Consider the following 15,074-nt stretch of genomic DNA (forward strand, 5'->3'; position numbering starts at 1 on the left):
GGCCGGACCTCGTCAGCCGAGGACGGGCAGGCCGTACGCGTCCGCGATCAGCTCGTAGGACCGCAGCCTCGCCTCGCCGCTGTGGGCGTTGGCGGTGATCATCAGTTCGTCGGCGCCGGTGCGCTTGGCCAGGTCGTCGAGGCCCGTACGGACCTCGTCCGCGGTGCCGTGGACGATGTTGACGAGCCAGCTGTCGACGAATTCGCGCTCCATCGGGCTGAAGGCGTACGCCTCCGCCTCCTCGGGCGTCGGGACGAGGCCGGGGCGGCCGGAGCGCAGGCGCAGCATCGACAGGGCGCCGGTCAGGACCTGGCGGCGGGCCTCGCGCTCCTCGTCGGCGGCCAGGGCGGCGACGCCGATCAGGGCGTACGGGGCGTCGAGCACCGCGGACGGCTTGAACGACTCCCGGTACAGGTCGAGGGCCGGCACGGTGTTCTGGGCCGAGAAGTGGTGGGCGAACGCGAAGGGCAGGCCGAGGACGCCGGCCAGCCGGGCGCTGAAGCCGGAGGAGCCCAGCAGCCAGATGGGCGGGCGGGCCGCGGACTGGACGCCGCCGTCCGAGGTGGCCTGCACGGGTCCGGGGACCGCGTGGATACGGGCGTAGGGGTGCCCGTCAGGGAAGTCGTCGTCCAGGAACCGGGTCAGCTCGGCGAGCTGCTGCGGGAAGTCGTCGGCCCCCTCGTTGAGGCGCTCGGTGCGGCGCAGTGCCGCTGCCGTGGCGCCGTCGGTGCCGGGGGCACGGCCGAGGCCGAGGTCGACGCGGCCGGGGGCCATCGCCTCCAGGGTGCCGAACTGCTCGGCGATCACCAGGGGTGCGTGGTTGGGCAGCATCACGCCGCCGGAGCCGAGCCTGATGCGCTCGGTGTGGGCGGCCAGGTGCGCGAGAATGACGGCCGGGGACGACGAGGCCACACCCGGCATGGAGTGGTGCTCCGCCACCCAGTAGCGGTGGAAGCCGCGGCTCTCGGCGAGCCTCGCGATGTCGACGCCGGTGCGCAGGGCCTGGGTCGCTGTCCGGCCCTGGCCCACGGTCACCAGGTCGAGCACGGAGAGGGGCACGGGGGCCGTTCCGCCTGCGGTGCCGCGAATCTCGTCGCCTCGGTTCTCATCCACGTGTTCGGCCTCTCCCGGTGCTGCGTGTGCGTATCGGGAGATACGAACAGGAGGATGGCTCCGCTTATTCCCGTGCCGCTTCCGCGTGCCTCATCCCCGTGCCGCTTCCGCGTGCCTCATTCCCGTACCTCGATGCCCCGGTGCTCGGCGGCTCCCAGCGGGGGCTCGCGGGTGGCGAAGAGTGTGCCGAGCGTGGGTGCCCAGACCCGGCGGTCGGCCAGCCGGAGCCCTTCCCAGACCGCCACCTGGTTCGCGGTGAGGACCGGCTTGCCGAGGAGTTCCTCCAGCTCGGGGATGTGGGCCGTGGTGTGCAGGGCGTTGTCCGGGAGCAGCACCACCTCGGCGTCGGGATGGTCCCCGGCCACGGCCAGTTCCTTCACCCGCTCCAGGTCCACGGTGGCGGCCTCGGCGGCGCTGATGATGCCGTTGCCCCGGGTCGCGGCCACTTCGATGCCCGCGGCGCCGAGGAAGTCCGCGAAGAGTGCGGCGACGTCCTCGGGGTACGTCGCGGCGACCGCGACCTTGGTGGCACCCAGCTCCCCCACGGCGTGAGTGAAGGCGAGGGACGTACTGGACGCGGGCAGTCCCGCCGTCCTGGCGAGGGTCGCCATCTGTTCGTGGGCCCCGTCCCACCCGTAGGCGAAGCTGCCGCCGGTGCAGGCCCAGATGAGCGATTCGGCTCCCGCCATCCGCAGTTCCTCGACCCCGGCGGCCAGGCGCTCGGGCGTGCCCGCCCCGCGCAGGGAGTCGGAGCTGCGGGAGTCCTCGTCGATGTCGGTGTGGAACAGCGGCACTCTGATGTCGCTGTCGAGCATGATCTCGGTCCGCGGGAAGTCGTCCTCCGCGGCGTAGCCCGGGTAGAGAAGTCCTACGGTCGTCATGTCCATCCTTCCGGTGCGTCCGGATGTCCTGCTGCCGCCTCTCGGGCGCGCCCTGAAACCGCTGCCCCTGCCTGGGACAAGTATTCCTCCAATGACCGCACAACGCCGCCCGCAACAGGTCTGACCTGCGGTTCTCATGGTCCTGTTGACGGCGGGGCGGCCGGGTGCGAGCGTGGTTGATCCTGATGCCTCAGCCTCTGATCCTCGTCCTTGACGCCGCCCCGGCGCCTCGCCTGGGCCGGCTCACCGGGCAGGCCCGCATCCGTCGCACCGACGCGCACGGCCTCGCCCGCCAGCTGCCGGACGCGGATGTGCTGCTCGTCTGGGACTTCACCTCCGACGCCGTCCGCGAGGCCTGGCCGGGCGCGGGGCCGCGACCCCGCTGGGTGCACACGGCGAGCGCGGGCGTCGACCGGCTGCTCTGCCCCGAGCTGGCCGCGTCCCCCACCGTCGTCACCAATGCGCGGGGCGTCTTCGAGCTTCCGATCGCGGAGTACGTGGCGGGTCTCGTGCTCGCGTTCGCCAAGGACCTCCCCGGCACGCTGGAGCTCCAGCGTGCGCGGCAGTGGCGCCACCGGGAGACCCGCAGGCTCGCCGGCAGCCGTGCGGTCGTCGTCGGTGCCGGCCCGGTCGGCCGCGAGATCATGCGGCTGCTGCACGGGCTCGGTGTCCAGGTGGCGCTCGTGGGGCGTACGGCGCGGCGCACGATCCACGGCGTCGAGGACCTGGACCGGCTCGCGGCCGGTGCCGACTGGGTGATCTGCGCGGCTCCGCTGACGGCGTCGACGCACGGCATGTTCGACGCGCGGTTCTTCGGACTCCTCCAGCCCTCCGCCCGGTTCATCAACGTGGGACGCGGGCCGCTGGTCGTCGAGGAGGACCTGGCCGAGGCGCTGCGCAGGCGCTGGATCGCGGGTGCGGCGCTCGACGTGTTCCAGGAGGAGCCGCTGGACCGGGAAAGCCCGCTGTGGGACGTACCGGATCTGATCGTCTCCCCGCACATGAGCGGGGACACGGCCGGCTGGCGGGACCGGCTGGCCGAGCAGTTCGTGTCGATGTACGAACGGTGGGCGGCCGGGGAGCCCTTGCCGAACATCGTGGACATACAGCGTGGTTACGTCCCTTCCGAGGACATCCCCGCATAACGGACAGTCATGAAGCAAGCCTCCCCGGGGAATACGCCACGCACTCCTCCCGTCGCGCTCCGCCCACGACGAGACACGGGAAGGTCACCCTCCGGCCACTTTTCGGTTACATGGCAGCGCTTCCTGCATAGACGTACCGGATCGGGCAGGCGCTCACCCTGTCCGGACTGTGCGACCCCTCCAGGAGATTGCGAACCATGGCTGACTTCCCGAACCTGTCCCGCCGGGGTTTCCTCAACCGATCGGCAGCCGTGGGCGGACTGCTCGTCGTTCCCGGACTGCTCTCCGCGTGCAGCAAGACCGACGCCGGCTCCGTGGAGGGCGAGGGCGCGCTCGACAAGCTCCGCAAGCAGGGCTTCGTCCGGGTCGCGTACGCCAATGAGGCCCCGTACGGCTACCTGGAGGGCAAGGAACTCAAGGGCGAGGCCCCCACCTTGCACCGGGAGATATTCAAGGCGCTCGGCGTCGACGAACTGAAGCCCACCCTCTCGGAGTGGGACGGCCTGATCCCCGGTCTGCAGGCCGGGAAGTACGACGTGGTCAGCGCGGGCATGGCCATCACCCCCGAGCGCTGCGCCAACGCCATCTTCTCCGAGCCGGAGTTCATCTCCCCGACCGCGCTGATGGTGAAGAAGGGCAACCCGAGGAAGCTCACCGACCTGGCGTCCGCGAAGGCCGCCGGCGTCACCGTCGGCGTGATGTCCGGTGCGGTCGAGGGCTCGTACGCCGAGGGCGCGGGCATCCCCGAGTCGAAGATCAAGACGCTGCAGAAGCCGCAGGACGGCGCCGACGCCGTCAAGGGCGGCCGGATCGACGCGTTCCTGCTCACCGGCATCTCCCTGCGCTGGCTCGCGAAGACCAACCCGGACACCGAGGTCACCGAGGCCTTCGTGCCGGAGCTGGACGGGAAGCAGCAGTTCTCCCCGGGCGGCGCGGTCTTCCGTCAGGGCAACGAGGACCTGCGGGACTCCTTCAACCGTGAGCTCAAGAAGATCGTCTCGGACAGGTCGCGTTATGTGGGCCTGCTGCAGGAGTACGGCTTCGGGGCCACGGAGATCCCGCCGGCCACCCTGAAGACCGCCGATCTGTGCAAGGGCTGACGGGGCGGACCACACCGTATGAGTGACTTCTTCTCCACATTCCTCGACGAGCTGCCCCAGATCAGAGCGGGCCTGTGGGTGACGCTCGAGGCCACGGTCCTGGGCTCGCTGCTGGCCCTGCTCCTGTCGTTCGTGCTCGGACTGGCGGCGGGCAGCAAGCTGCTCCCAGTGCGCGGCGTCTCCCGGATCGTCGTGGAGTTCTTCCGCGGCACCTCGCTCTACATCCAGCTGTTCTGGCTCTACTACGCGATGCCGCAGCTCACCGGGTACGAACTGACGCCGCTGCTCTGCGGGATCGTCGCCTTCGGGCTGAACTACGGCGCGTACGGCTCCGAGATCGTGCGCGGCGCGATCAACTCCGTGCCGCGCGCCCAGTACGAGGCGGCCGTGGCACTGAACATGAGCCCCTCGCACCGGATGCGGAAGGTGATCCTGCCGCAGGCCTGGGTGCAGATGATCCCCTCCTTCACCAACCTGCTGATCCAGCTGCTGAAGTGCACGCCCCTGCTGTGGCTGATCTCCGCGGCCGACCTGATGACCGTGATCCAGCAGATCCGCGACCGCACCGGTGAGACCCTGAGCGCGTACCTCACGCTGCTGGCCGTCTACTTCGTGCTCGCCTACGCGCTGACTCTGCTGATGAACCTGCTGGAGCGGAGCGCCAAGCGGCGGCTCGGTCTGCACACCGGTGCGGGAAGCCTGCTCAGGACGCGCAGCGCGGAATCCGCCACGACCGTCGGAGGTACCCGGTGAACGCGTTCGACTGGGATGCCGTCGGGGACGCCCTTCCCCTGCTGCTCGAAGGGTTCAGGGTCACCCTCCTCGCGACCGTGCTCGGCACACTCGTGGCCGCGGTGCTCGGTCTGCTGATCGCGATGGCCGGGCGGGCCCCGTCCCGCCTCGTGACCGTGCCGGTGAAGGCGGTGATGGAGTTCATCCGCTCCACCCCGCTGCTGGTCCAACTCGTGGGCGCCGCTGCCCTCTTCACCACGGTGGAGCCGCTTACCGTCGGCATCGCGGTACTGGGCGTCCACTACGCCACGTACACCTCGGAGGTGTACCGGGCAGGGATCGACGGGGTGCCCAAGGGGCAGTGGGAGGCCTGCCGGGCACTCTCCCTGACTCCCCGGCGGACCTGGCAGGCCGTGATCCTGCCGCAGGCGGTGCGCAACGTGCTGCCCGCCCTCGGCAACTACGCGATCTCGATGTTCAAGGAGACCCCCTTCCTCGCCGTGATCACGGTGCAGGAAATGGTCTTCGAGGCCCGCAAGTACGGGGCCGACCACTTCGCGTACACCGAGGCATTCACACTCGCGGGACTGGTCTTCCTGGTCGCGAGCTACCCCACCTCGCTGCTGATGAGAAAGCTGGAGAAGCGCCTTGGCCACTGACTCTGCTCCCCTGAAGGAACCCGCGGACGCCACTCCGGACTCCAGGACGACCGGCGTCGAGCCGCTGGTCCGCTTCGACAAGGTCGTCAAGCGGTACGGCGACCATGTGGTCCTGGACGAACTGGACTTCACCGTGCGGCGCGGCGAGCACGTCACGCTGATCGGACCGAGCGGCTCCGGCAAGACCACCATCCTGCGGCTGCTGATGACGCTGGAGAAGGTCAGCGACGGCGTGATCTGGGTGGACGGCTCACCCCTGTCGCACGTACGGACGCCGGACGGCTCGTTGAAGCCGGCGGGCGAGAAGCAGCTGCGCGCGTCCCGGAAGAAGATCGGGATGGTCTTCCAGCAGTTCAATCTCTTCCCGAACATGAAGGTGCTCCAGAACATCACCGAGGCACCCGTCAACGTGCTGGGCATGGACCGGGACGCGGCGGAGGCCAGGGCCCGTGAGCTGCTCGACCTGGTCGGCCTGTCCGGTAAGACCGACGCGCACCCCTCCCAGCTCTCCGGCGGCCAGCAGCAGCGGGTCGCCATCGCCCGGGCGCTGGCGATGCGGCCGGAGATCCTGCTGCTCGACGAGGTGACGTCGGCGCTCGACCCGGAGCTGGTGGCGGGTGTGCTGGACCTCCTCGGCGACATCGCGAGGAACACCGACATCACGATGCTCTGCGTGACCCACGAGATGAACTTCGCCCGGGACGTCTCGGAGAAGGTCCTGATGTTCGACGCGGGCCGAGTGGTGGAGTCCGGAACGCCGGAGAAAATCTTCTCCGATCCGGAGCACGAACGTACGCGCGAGTTCCTCAACGCGGTGCTGTGACCTTGCCGTTGATGCCCAGACAATGACTCCGGCATATGCCGGACGGGTGCGCCCCAGCTGACAGGGCCGGGGCGCACTCATCAAGTCATCAACAGCCCCTCCGAATGGGGCTCTTGGCGGCTATCGTGGGGCAAAAGCTTGCGGTCACAACCTGGTAGGGGGAAACCGTGGCGTTGAAGCCCGAGCCGAAGGCGCCGTTCCACTCGGTGCAGTACGCCCTGCGTGTGCTCGAATCCGTGTCCACACACGGCAACGGTGTGACCGACGCACAGATCTCCCGCGAGACGGGGCTGCCCGTCGGCCACCTCTCCTCCCTGCTCCTGATGCTGCGCCGCGAGGGGTACGTCGAGCAGGTCACCGACGGCGCGTACATCATCGGCGCCTCACTCATCGAGCTCGGCTCCGGTGCCGCCACCCGCAGGCAGGCCCTGGAGGCCAAGCTCCAGCAGACGCTCGTGCAGCTGCGGGACTCGGTGGGCGCGGCGGTCTACCTCAGCCGGTACGTCGACGGGGAGATCCGGGTCACGCAGATGGCCGACGGGCCGCGCACGCCCGCCGTCCACGAGTGGGTGGACTTCCGGTCGGCGGCGCACGCCAGCGCGATCGGCAAGTGCCTGCTGACGCAGCTCGACCAGAACGGCCGGCGCGACCATCTGTCGCGGCACCGGATCGCACGGCTCACCTCGCGGACCATCACGAGCGAGAAGGTGCTCTTCTCGAAGCTGGACAGCCAGCCGGCGACGGTACCGGTGCTCGACCTGCAGGAGTACGCGGTGGGCACGGTGTGCGCGGCGGTCCCCCTGACGGCGGGATCGTCGGCGGGGTGCCTGGCGCTGTCTCTGCCGATCGAGGACGCGCACCGGCTGCGGTCCGCGGCGGCCACGCTGAACCGGCGGGCGGCGCCCGTCCTCCTGTCGATGGCGCTCTGAATCTCCGGTCCGGTGCGGGGTCCAGGGGCGCCCCGGGGTCGTTCTTGTCCTCAATCTCCGGACGGGCTTGAAGTGTGCCCGTCCGGCCTTGAAAGTGTTCCCGTCCGGCCTCGGGAGCTAGACGACCAGCCACGCCGCCGTGTCCGGGGGCAGGGTGCCGTCCGGGAGCGGGCCGCTGGCGAGCAGGACTTCCGCGCCCCGCGGCAGGGGAACCGGCGCCGCCGAGACGTTCAGCAGGAAGCGGAATCCGCCCGGGCCCCGGTCGAAGCACACCGTCCCCGGGCCCGCCTCCACCCAGGTCAGTGACTCCGGCAGAGGCACCAGGCACTCGCGGCGCAGCGCCAGCGCGGCACGGTAGAGGGTGAGGAAGGACTCCGGGTCCGTGTGCTGCGCCGCCACACTCAGGGCGGTCCAGGACTCCGGCTGCGGCAGCCAGGGTGCCGCGGACCCCTCCGGCGAGAAGCCGAGCGAGGGGCCCGGTCCCCACGGCAGCGGGATCCGGCACCCGTCGCGCCCCCGGTCCGCGCCGTCCGAGCGGACGAACGTGGGGTCCTGGATCAGCGCGTCCGGCAGGTCCTGGACCTCCGGCAGGCCCAGCTCGTCGCCCTGGTACACGTACACCCCGCCGGGCAGCGCCAGCGTCAGCAGTGCCGCCGCCCGCGCCCGGCGACGACCGAGGGCCGGATCGCTCGGGTCGAGCAGCCTCTTGTCCCCCATGTCGAAGGAGGTGTCCGCCCGTCCGTACCGCGTGACGTGCCGGATCGTGTCGTGGTTGGAGAGCACCCAGGTGGGCGGCGCCGCCACGGGTGCGTGCCCGGCGAGGGTCTCCTCGACGACGCGGCGCAGCGCGTCCGCGTCCCACGCACAGCACAGGAAGTCGAAGTTGAACGCCGAGTGGAGCTCGTCCGGGCGCAGATAGCGCGCCGCCTGCTCCGGCGTCGGCAGCCAGACCTCGCCGACGAACGTGCGCTCGCCGTCGTACTCGTCGAGGATCTTGCGCCAGGACCGGTAGATGTCGTGCACCGCGTCGCAGTCCTGGTAGGGCAGGTCCGTGACGTCCGGGTCGGGGCCGACGTCCGGCAGGCCCGGCTTCTTCTCCAGGCCGTGGGCCACGTCGATCCGGAACCCGTCGACGCCCCGGTCCAGCCAGAACCGCAGGATGTCCTCGAACTCGGCCCGAATCTCGGGGTGTTCCCAGTTCAGGTCCGGCTGTTCGGGCGCGAACATGTGCAGGTACCAGGGCCCGGCGCCGCCGTCCGCCTCCGTCACCCGCGTCCAGGCGCTGCCGCCGAAGTAGGAGGTCCAGTCGTTGGGCGGGAGTTCGCCGTTCTCGCCACGGCCCGGGACGAACCAGAAGCGTTCCCGCTCGGGCGATCCCGGGCCCGCCGCGAGCGCGTCGCGGAACCAGACGTGCTGGTCGGAGCAGTGGTTGGGCACCAGGTCGATCAGGACGCGCAGCCCGTGCTCATGGGCTGCGACGACGAGCTGTTCGGCCTCGGCGAGGGTGCCGAAGAGCGGGTCGATGTCGCGGTAGTCCGCCACGTCGTAGCCGCCGTCGGCCATGGGCGAGGTGTACCAGGGGGTGAACCACAGGGCGTCGACGCCGAGTTCGCGCAGGTACGGCAGGCGGCTGCGGACTCCGGCGAGGTCGCCGGTGCCGTCTCCGTTGCCGTCGGCGAAGCTGCGTACGTAGATCTGGTAGATCGCGGCGTGCCGCCACCAGTGGGTGGTCACTGAGACTCCTTGCTCGGTATGGGAAAGGCGGTGCGGGCCCGCGTCAGGGCGGGCCCGCACCGGTCGTCGGGCTACCAGCCGGTGTTGCCGGCACCCCGGGTGATCGTGAAGCCGCCGGCGCTGGACAGGCCGCCGTCGGTGGCGCCGCCGACGGTGACGCGGGAGAAGGTCCCGGCGCCCGCGGAGTTGATCTCGATGCCGTACGAACCGGCCTTGTCGATCTTCAGACCGTCGACGGTGAGTGCGGCCACGTTCTTCTGCCAGGAGACGAGGAGGCCGCTGTAGGTGCTGTCGAGGATCTCGTTGTCCTTGACGAGGACGGGTGCGGTGATGTCGGAGGAGTCGGCGTAGATCCACAGGGCGCCGAGCTTGCTCTGCCAGTTGGGTTCGTAACCGCCCGTACGGGTCAGGGTGTTGCGCTGGACGGAGGTCGTTCCGCTGAACGGCACCGGGGCGAAGCGGCTGCTGATCGCGATGCCGGAGGAGCCGGTGACCGTGTCGGCGAGGACGTTGTCCTCGACCCGGTTGCCGTGACCGCCGTAGATGCCGACGGTGTTGGCGAGCATGGGGAGCTGCACGGTGTTGAAGCGGAACGCGCTGTCGGTGACGGCCTGGGCCTCGGAGAACATGGCGAGTCCGTCGTCTCCGGTGTTGCGGACGCTGCTGTGGGAGACCTCGCTCGCCCTCGTGCCCTTGTGGAGGTTGACGCCGTCCGCGAAGGTGTCGCGGATGCGGAGCCCGGAGGCGTACAGGCCGTCGGTCGGTGCGTCGATCCAGAGGCCGACCTTGGTGTGCTGCATCCAGATGTTCGCCAGCGTGGACCCCTTGCCGAAGTCGCCCTCGATCGCGGCGTCGAAGGTGGCGTCGTCGCGGTAGGAGACGTCACCGGCGATCATCAGGTCCTGGACGTTGCTGGTGCCGCCGCGTCCGAAGAGGCCGCCCTTGCCGTTGTTGCCGCGCAGGACGGTGTGCCACTGGCCGGCACCGCGCAGGTCGGCTCCGGTGAGGTTGATGTGCCCGGAGATGTTGTATGTGCCGGTGGGCAGCCAGAGCCCCTTGCCCTGCGAGGTGGCGTTGGTGAGCGCCGAGTTGAGGGCGTTGGTGTCGTCCGTGGAGTCGTCCGGGGTGACGCCGAGCGTGGTCGCGGAGACGAAGCCGGTGGACGGCATGGCGAGTGCGGCCGGCGCGGTCTCGGTCTCGACGAGGTCCAGGGTGTAGGAGGCGGCGGTGTCGCCGGCGTCCTTCTGGAACTTCAGCACGGTGCCGGCCGGGAGCCCGGCGGTCAGCACGGTGCGGGTCTCGTCGAAGAAGTGGTGGCCGGAGCCCTGGGAGGGGTCGTTGTTGTACGGGTAACCGCCGTATACCCAGCTGTACTTGGAGCTGAGGGGCAGGTCGCGGAGCTGGGTGCCGCCCGCGTAGACGCTGAGTGTGGCGTTGGTTCCGGTGCCGGCCGCGTTGTCCGGGACGGAGTAGCGCAGGGTCAGGGCGTTGGCGGGCTCGGCCAGGGTGAACTGCACGTATTCGCCGGTGGCGTCCAGGACGACGGCCCTGCGGCCGGACGCCTCGGACGGGACGGTGAGATAGGTGCGGTCGGGGCCGATGGTGGTGGCGTTGGTGCTGCCGTTCTCCGCCTCGTACGTGGTGTACGGGAGAGTCGCGCCCCGGGTGCTGTTGGGTGTGGAGCCGGTGACGCCTATGCCGTCGAGCTGGAGGGTGCCGTTGTCACCGGATGCGGTGCGCAGGGTGAGGTGGTTGAGCGCGGCGCGCAGGGGGACGTCGGTGGCGGCGTTCTGCCAGGCGCCGCCGGTGCCGGGCAGGGTCACCCGGCGGACGGTGGTGCCGTTGGCGAGCAGGGTGACGGTGGAGGCTGTGGTGTCGGGGGTCCGGTAGCGCAGGGTCAGCGGGTAGGTGGCGGCGCTCGGGGCGTCGACCGCGAAGACGGCGCGGGCTCCGGGAGTGGTGAAGCCGGAGAGGTAGGCGCTTCCTTCGTAGCCGGTGGCCGCGGTGGCCCGCGCCGGGCCGCCGGAGACGAAGGCGTCCTCGGCCTGGTGGGTCAGCGTGGTGGGGCCGGGATCCGTGGGGGTGGTGGGGGTGTCCGCGGTGGCGTTGTCGATGTTGACGTTGCCGCTGTCGGCGGTGGTGAACGTCCAGGCGACGGTGTTGGCGCCCTTCGCGTAGGTCACCGGCTCCTCGCGCGTGGCCCAGGTGCCCCAGTTCGCCGTGGCGGGGAGGGCGACCTGGCGGACCTTGGCTCCGTTGACGTACAGGCTCAGCGTCATCGTGGCGGTGGTGCCGTTGGCGTACCGGAGGGTGAGGGTGCCGCCGCCGGCCGCCTCGGCGGTGACGTCGAAGGCCACCGATGCGGAGCCCTTGTTGGTGTCGGTGAAGCCGCCGACGAAGCCTGATCCGGTGTAGCCGCCGTGTTCGGTGGAGACGGCGGCCCCGCCGGACAGCCGGGCCGACTCCGCTTCGAGCGTGGTGGGGGCCGCCTGCGCCGCCGCCGCCCCGTACAGCAGGGCGCCGAGCATCGACAGGAGCAGGGGGAGGATGAACCGTAGGGCGTGGGAGCGCTCTCTTGGTGCAGGAGACACGGCTGGGTGTCCTTCCTGTGGGGGGATGGGTCGGGTCAGCCCTTGAGGCTGCCCGCGGTGAGGCCCGCGATGATGTGGCGCTGGAAGATCAGGAAGAGGACGAGCAGGGGAATGCTCGCCATGACCATCCCGGCCAGCAGCTGATTGGCCGGCATGAACTCCGAGAGCCGGTTGAGCGCCACGGTGATGGGCTGCTTCGCCTCGTCGGGGAGGACGAGCATCGGCCAGAGGAAGTCCTTCCACACGCCGACGACCGCGAAGATCGACACGACGGCGAGCACCGGCCGGGACAGCGGGAGGACCACCGAGACCAGGACCCTGAGCGTGCCGGCCCCGTCGATCCGTGCGGAGTCGAGGAGTTCGGCGGGTATCTGGTCGAAGAACCGTTTGAGGATGAAGATGTTGAAGGCGTTGGCGGCGGCGGGGAGCCAGATCGCGAACGGCGTGTTGATCAGGTTGACGTGGAGGAGCGGCACGTCGACCACGGTCAGATACGTCGGTACGAGCAGCGCGGACACCGGCAGCATGAGCGTCGCCAGCATCATGCCGAGGACGACGTTGCCGAGCAGCGGACGGAGCTTGGACAGCGCGTACGCGGCGGACACGTCCACCAGGATCTGGGTCAGCCAGGCGCCGAGGGCCAGCACCAGGGTGTTGAGGAAGAACTGGCCGAGCCCGACGTTGGTCCAGGCATCGGTGTAGCTCTCCGGATGCCAGCTCTCCGGGAACAGCGTGGGGTTGGGGTCGGCGAGCTCGGAGGACGACTTCACCGCTCCCGTCGTCATCCAGTAGAGCGGGAAGACGAAGGCGATCGTGAAGCCGGTCAGGGTGGCGACGAGCACGAACCGGTAGAGGAACCTGCCGGTGCGCCGGTTCATCTCGGCGGGTGCGATCAGTGTGCGTACGGGGGTTTCGGCAGCCATGGCAGCAGTCCTCTCAGCCCTTGCTCCGGGTCAGGCGCAGATAGACGACGGAGAAGAGGCCGAGGACCACGAAGAGCAGGGTGCTCATGGCGCTGGCCAGGCCGAAGTCGTTGTAGACGAAGGCGTAGCGGTAGAGGAGCAGGAGCACCGTGACGGTGGCGTCGTCGGGCCCGCCGCCGGTGAGGACGAACGGTTCGACGAAGACCTGCATGGTGCCGATGACCTGGAGCAGCAGCGTGATCATCAGGATGAACCGCATCTGCGGGATCGTGACGTGCCACAGCCGCTGCCGGATCGATGCGCCGTCGAGCTCGGCCGCCTCGTACAGCTCACCGGGGATGCCGCCGAGCGCCGCCAGGTAGATCAGGGTGGTGGTGCCCATGTTGGCCCAGGTGGAGACGAGGACCAGGGAGACCATCGCGAGGTTCTCCGACTCCAGCCACTGCTGGGCCGGCAGGTGGAAGACCTCCAGCACGCTGTTGAACAGGCCGGGGCCCGGGTCGTAGAACCAGCGCCACAGGAGCATGGTGACGATCGGCGGCAGCATGACCGGCAGGTAGACGGTCATGCGCAGGTACGGGCGTCCGTGCCGCAGTTCGTTCAGGACGACGGCGGTGGCGAACGGGGCGGCGAAGCCGAACACGAGGGCGAGCAGGGTGAAGTAGCCGGTGTTCTGCCAGGCGGTCAGGAACAGCGGATCCTCGAACAGGCGCCGGAAGTTGTCCAGGCCCACCCACCGGGCGGGTTCGGCGAAGGTGACCTGCTGGAAGCCGAGCAGGACGCCGCGCACGATCGGGTACCAGGAGAAGAGCGCGAAGCAGAGGACACCGGCGGCGAGGAAGAGGTACGCGACCAGGTTCTCGCGCACCGCACGGCGGAGGAGGGAGTTCCTCGTCCCGGCCCCCGCCCGCGCCCCGGCCGGGGGCCTGGGCGCGGGCGGGGGCGCGTCCTCGTCGGTGCTCCTCGCCACGGTGGAGGAGAGCGGCTGGGGGGACACGGTCACTTCACCGGGGCGAGGATGACGTCGGCCTTCTTCGCCGCCTCCGCCAGGAGGGCGTCGATGTCCGCGTCCTCCTTGGTCAGCACGGACTGCATGACCCCGTCGAGGACGGTGTAGAGCTGCTGGGCGTTGGGCGGTTCGACCTTGGTCTCCACCTGCGCGTTGCGCTCGACGAACGGCCGGTAGTTCCCCACCGGGGTGTTGGCGTACTGCGCGCGGATCTCGTCGATCTTCGCCTGCGTCCCACCGGCGAACAGCCTCGGCTGCGGCAGCCCGATGGGTACGCCGTCGGCCTTGGCCCGCTTGCTGTCCACCGCCTCGCGCTCGGGGCTCCTCAGGTACTTCCACTGGACCCACTGGAGTCCGGCCCTGATCTTCTCCGGGGATGCCTTCGGGTTGAGCATGAAGCCGTCGCCGCCACCGAGGGTCGCGTTGCCCGGCAGTGCCGCCAGGCCGTACTCCTCGTACTCCCGCTCGAACTGCTTGACGATGGTCGGGATGTTGTCGGGACCTGCCATGTACATCCCGAGCTTCCCGGCGCCCATCATCTTCTGGACGTCGGCTATCTCCAGGAGCTGGCGGGTGCCCATGCTCCTGTCGGTCCAGCGCATGTCGTGCAGCGCCTGGAGCGCCTTGCGTCCCGCGTCGCTGTTGAACGCCGCCTTCCACGTGCCGTCCTGCTTGCTCGCGACATCGCCGCCCATGGAGTAGATCCACGAGGTGAGGTGCCAGCCGCCCTGGTTGTTCTTGCTGTAGTCGGCGTACCCGACGGTGCCGTCACCGAGCGCACTGATCTTCTTGGCGGCCGTGCGCACCTCTTCCCAGGTGGCCGGGGGCTTGTCGGGGTCGAGTCCGGCCTTCGTGAACAGGGCGCGGTTGTAGAGCAGGCCCAGCGAGTAGTTGCCGGTGGGCAGGCCGTACGTCTTGCCGTCGGCGTCCTTGAAGACCTTCATCAGCGCCGGGTCGATGTCCTTGAAGTACGGCACGTCCCCGACGTACTTGCTGATGTCGGCCGCCTGGCGGCGCTCGATCAGTCCGGCGGGGTCCGTGAAGTAGACGTAGTACACGTCCTCGAGCTGGCCGCCGGCGAGCTTGGCCGCGAAGGTCTTCGGATCCATCTGGCCCTCGCGGGCGTCGATCCTGATCTTCGGGTGGCTCTTCTCGAACGCCTTGACGTCCTCCTCGAAGTTCTTGCGGTCGACCGGCTGCGTCTTGGCCGGCATGCCGTTCACGACGACCGTGACCACACCGTTCTTGTCCACACCGGAGGACGAGGGAGCGGAGCCGCCGCAGGCCGTGAGTGCAAGGGCCAGAGCGACGGCCGTCGCCGAACCGAGAACCTGACGTCTGCTGATGCCGGGCATGCCATCCATGCGAATCGTGCCTTCCTCGAGGTCCACTGCGGGGCTGTCGGACCCCGAGCACTGAGCTGCGCTGAAGGTAG

Annotated in this window: 13 protein-coding genes; 6 read left to right on the top strand and 7 right to left on the bottom strand. The window is 69.7% G+C overall.

Translation table 11 applies throughout. From position 1 onward, the window contains the following. Positions 1 to 12: 12 nt before the first annotated feature. Together ACFQ6X_RS09190 and ACFQ6X_RS09195 are read right to left on the bottom strand one after the other, a co-directional pair. The gene (locus ACFQ6X_RS09190) at positions 13 to 1,113 is read right to left on the bottom strand and encodes an LLM class flavin-dependent oxidoreductase (protein ID WP_383178283.1); all 1,101 of its coding nucleotides are present in this window, start codon (positions 1,111 to 1,113) and stop codon (positions 13 to 15) included. Between the two features lie 116 nt (positions 1,114 to 1,229). Continuing rightward, entirely contained in the window at positions 1,230 to 1,994 is a 765-nt protein-coding gene (locus ACFQ6X_RS09195; protein WP_383178286.1) for a decarboxylase, read from the bottom strand. Between the two features lie 185 nt (positions 1,995 to 2,179). On the opposite strand from ACFQ6X_RS09195, the gene ACFQ6X_RS09200 reads away from it, so the two are divergent. From ACFQ6X_RS09200 to ACFQ6X_RS09225, 6 genes are all read left to right on the top strand, one after another. Continuing rightward, entirely contained in the window at positions 2,180 to 3,139 is a 960-nt protein-coding gene (locus ACFQ6X_RS09200; RefSeq protein ID WP_383178289.1) for a D-2-hydroxyacid dehydrogenase, read from the top strand. 197 nt (positions 3,140 to 3,336) lie between these two features. Then, the gene (gene ehuB / locus ACFQ6X_RS09205) at positions 3,337 to 4,239 is read left to right on the top strand and encodes an ectoine/hydroxyectoine ABC transporter substrate-binding protein EhuB (RefSeq protein WP_383178292.1); all 903 of its coding nucleotides are present in this window, start codon (positions 3,337 to 3,339) and stop codon (positions 4,237 to 4,239) included. Positions 4,240 to 4,257: 18 nt separating this feature from the next. Then, a complete protein-coding gene (gene ehuC, locus ACFQ6X_RS09210) occupies positions 4,258 to 4,992 on the top strand; it encodes an ectoine/hydroxyectoine ABC transporter permease subunit EhuC (RefSeq protein WP_383178295.1) in 735 nt (244 codons plus the stop codon). Then, positions 4,989 to 5,630, top strand: a complete 642-nt coding sequence (gene ehuD / locus ACFQ6X_RS09215; RefSeq protein ID WP_383178298.1) for an ectoine/hydroxyectoine ABC transporter permease subunit EhuD — start codon at positions 4,989 to 4,991, stop codon at positions 5,628 to 5,630. The genes ehuC and ehuD overlap by 4 nt, the downstream gene beginning before the upstream one ends. Continuing rightward, positions 5,620 to 6,453, top strand: a complete 834-nt coding sequence (gene ehuA, locus ACFQ6X_RS09220) for an ectoine/hydroxyectoine ABC transporter ATP-binding protein EhuA (RefSeq protein ID WP_383178301.1) — start codon at positions 5,620 to 5,622, stop codon at positions 6,451 to 6,453. Before ehuD ends, ehuA begins: the two co-directional genes overlap by 11 nt. Before the next feature lie 167 nt (positions 6,454 to 6,620). Then, positions 6,621 to 7,382 carry an IclR family transcriptional regulator gene (locus ACFQ6X_RS09225; protein ID WP_383178304.1) on the top strand — a complete coding sequence of 254 codons (762 nt, stop codon included), beginning with the start codon at positions 6,621 to 6,623 and terminating at the stop codon, positions 7,380 to 7,382. 117 nt (positions 7,383 to 7,499) lie between these two features. Here the strand turns inward: ACFQ6X_RS09225 and ACFQ6X_RS09230 are convergent, their stop codons facing one another. The 5 genes from ACFQ6X_RS09230 to ACFQ6X_RS09250 all read right to left on the bottom strand — a co-directional run bounded on the left by ACFQ6X_RS09230 (position 7,500) and on the right by ACFQ6X_RS09250 (position 15,003). Continuing rightward, entirely contained in the window at positions 7,500 to 9,116 is a 1,617-nt protein-coding gene (locus tag ACFQ6X_RS09230) for a glycoside hydrolase family 13 protein (protein ID WP_383178307.1), read from the bottom strand. A 71-nt stretch (positions 9,117 to 9,187) separates the two neighbouring features. Continuing rightward, entirely contained in the window at positions 9,188 to 11,707 is a 2,520-nt protein-coding gene (locus ACFQ6X_RS09235; protein WP_383178310.1) for a CBM35 domain-containing protein, read from the bottom strand. 35 nt (positions 11,708 to 11,742) lie between these two features. After that, positions 11,743 to 12,630 carry a carbohydrate ABC transporter permease gene (locus ACFQ6X_RS09240; protein WP_383178313.1) on the bottom strand — a complete coding sequence of 296 codons (888 nt, stop codon included), beginning with the start codon at positions 12,628 to 12,630 and terminating at the stop codon, positions 11,743 to 11,745. Positions 12,631 to 12,643: 13 nt separating this feature from the next. Continuing rightward, positions 12,644 to 13,627, bottom strand: a complete 984-nt coding sequence (locus ACFQ6X_RS09245; RefSeq protein WP_383178316.1) for a carbohydrate ABC transporter permease — start codon at positions 13,625 to 13,627, stop codon at positions 12,644 to 12,646. A gap of 2 nt (positions 13,628 to 13,629) precedes the next feature. Continuing rightward, a complete protein-coding gene (locus ACFQ6X_RS09250) occupies positions 13,630 to 15,003 on the bottom strand; it encodes an extracellular solute-binding protein (protein ID WP_383178319.1) in 1,374 nt (457 codons plus the stop codon). Positions 15,004 to 15,074: the final 71 nt, after the last annotated feature.

The organism is Streptomyces sp. NPDC056452, assembly GCF_042796085.1.
GTDB lineage: Bacteria > Actinomycetota > Actinomycetes > Streptomycetales > Streptomycetaceae > Streptomyces.

Coding starts and splice junctions, on each gene's coding strand:
- ehuC (WP_383178295.1), top strand. CDS start 4,258: ATGAGTGACTTCTTCTCCACATTCCTCGACGAGCTGCCCCAGATCAGA.
- ACFQ6X_RS09200 (WP_383178289.1), top strand. CDS start 2,180: ATGCCTCAGCCTCTGATCCTCGTCCTTGACGCCGCCCCGGCGCCTCGC.
- ACFQ6X_RS09195 (WP_383178286.1), bottom strand. CDS start 1,994: ATGACGACCGTAGGACTTCTCTACCCGGGCTACGCCGCGGAGGACGAC.
- ehuB (WP_383178292.1), top strand. CDS start 3,337: ATGGCTGACTTCCCGAACCTGTCCCGCCGGGGTTTCCTCAACCGATCG.
- ACFQ6X_RS09240 (WP_383178313.1), bottom strand. CDS start 12,630: ATGGCTGCCGAAACCCCCGTACGCACACTGATCGCACCCGCCGAGATG.
- ACFQ6X_RS09250 (WP_383178319.1), bottom strand. CDS start 15,003: ATGGATGGCATGCCCGGCATCAGCAGACGTCAGGTTCTCGGTTCGGCG.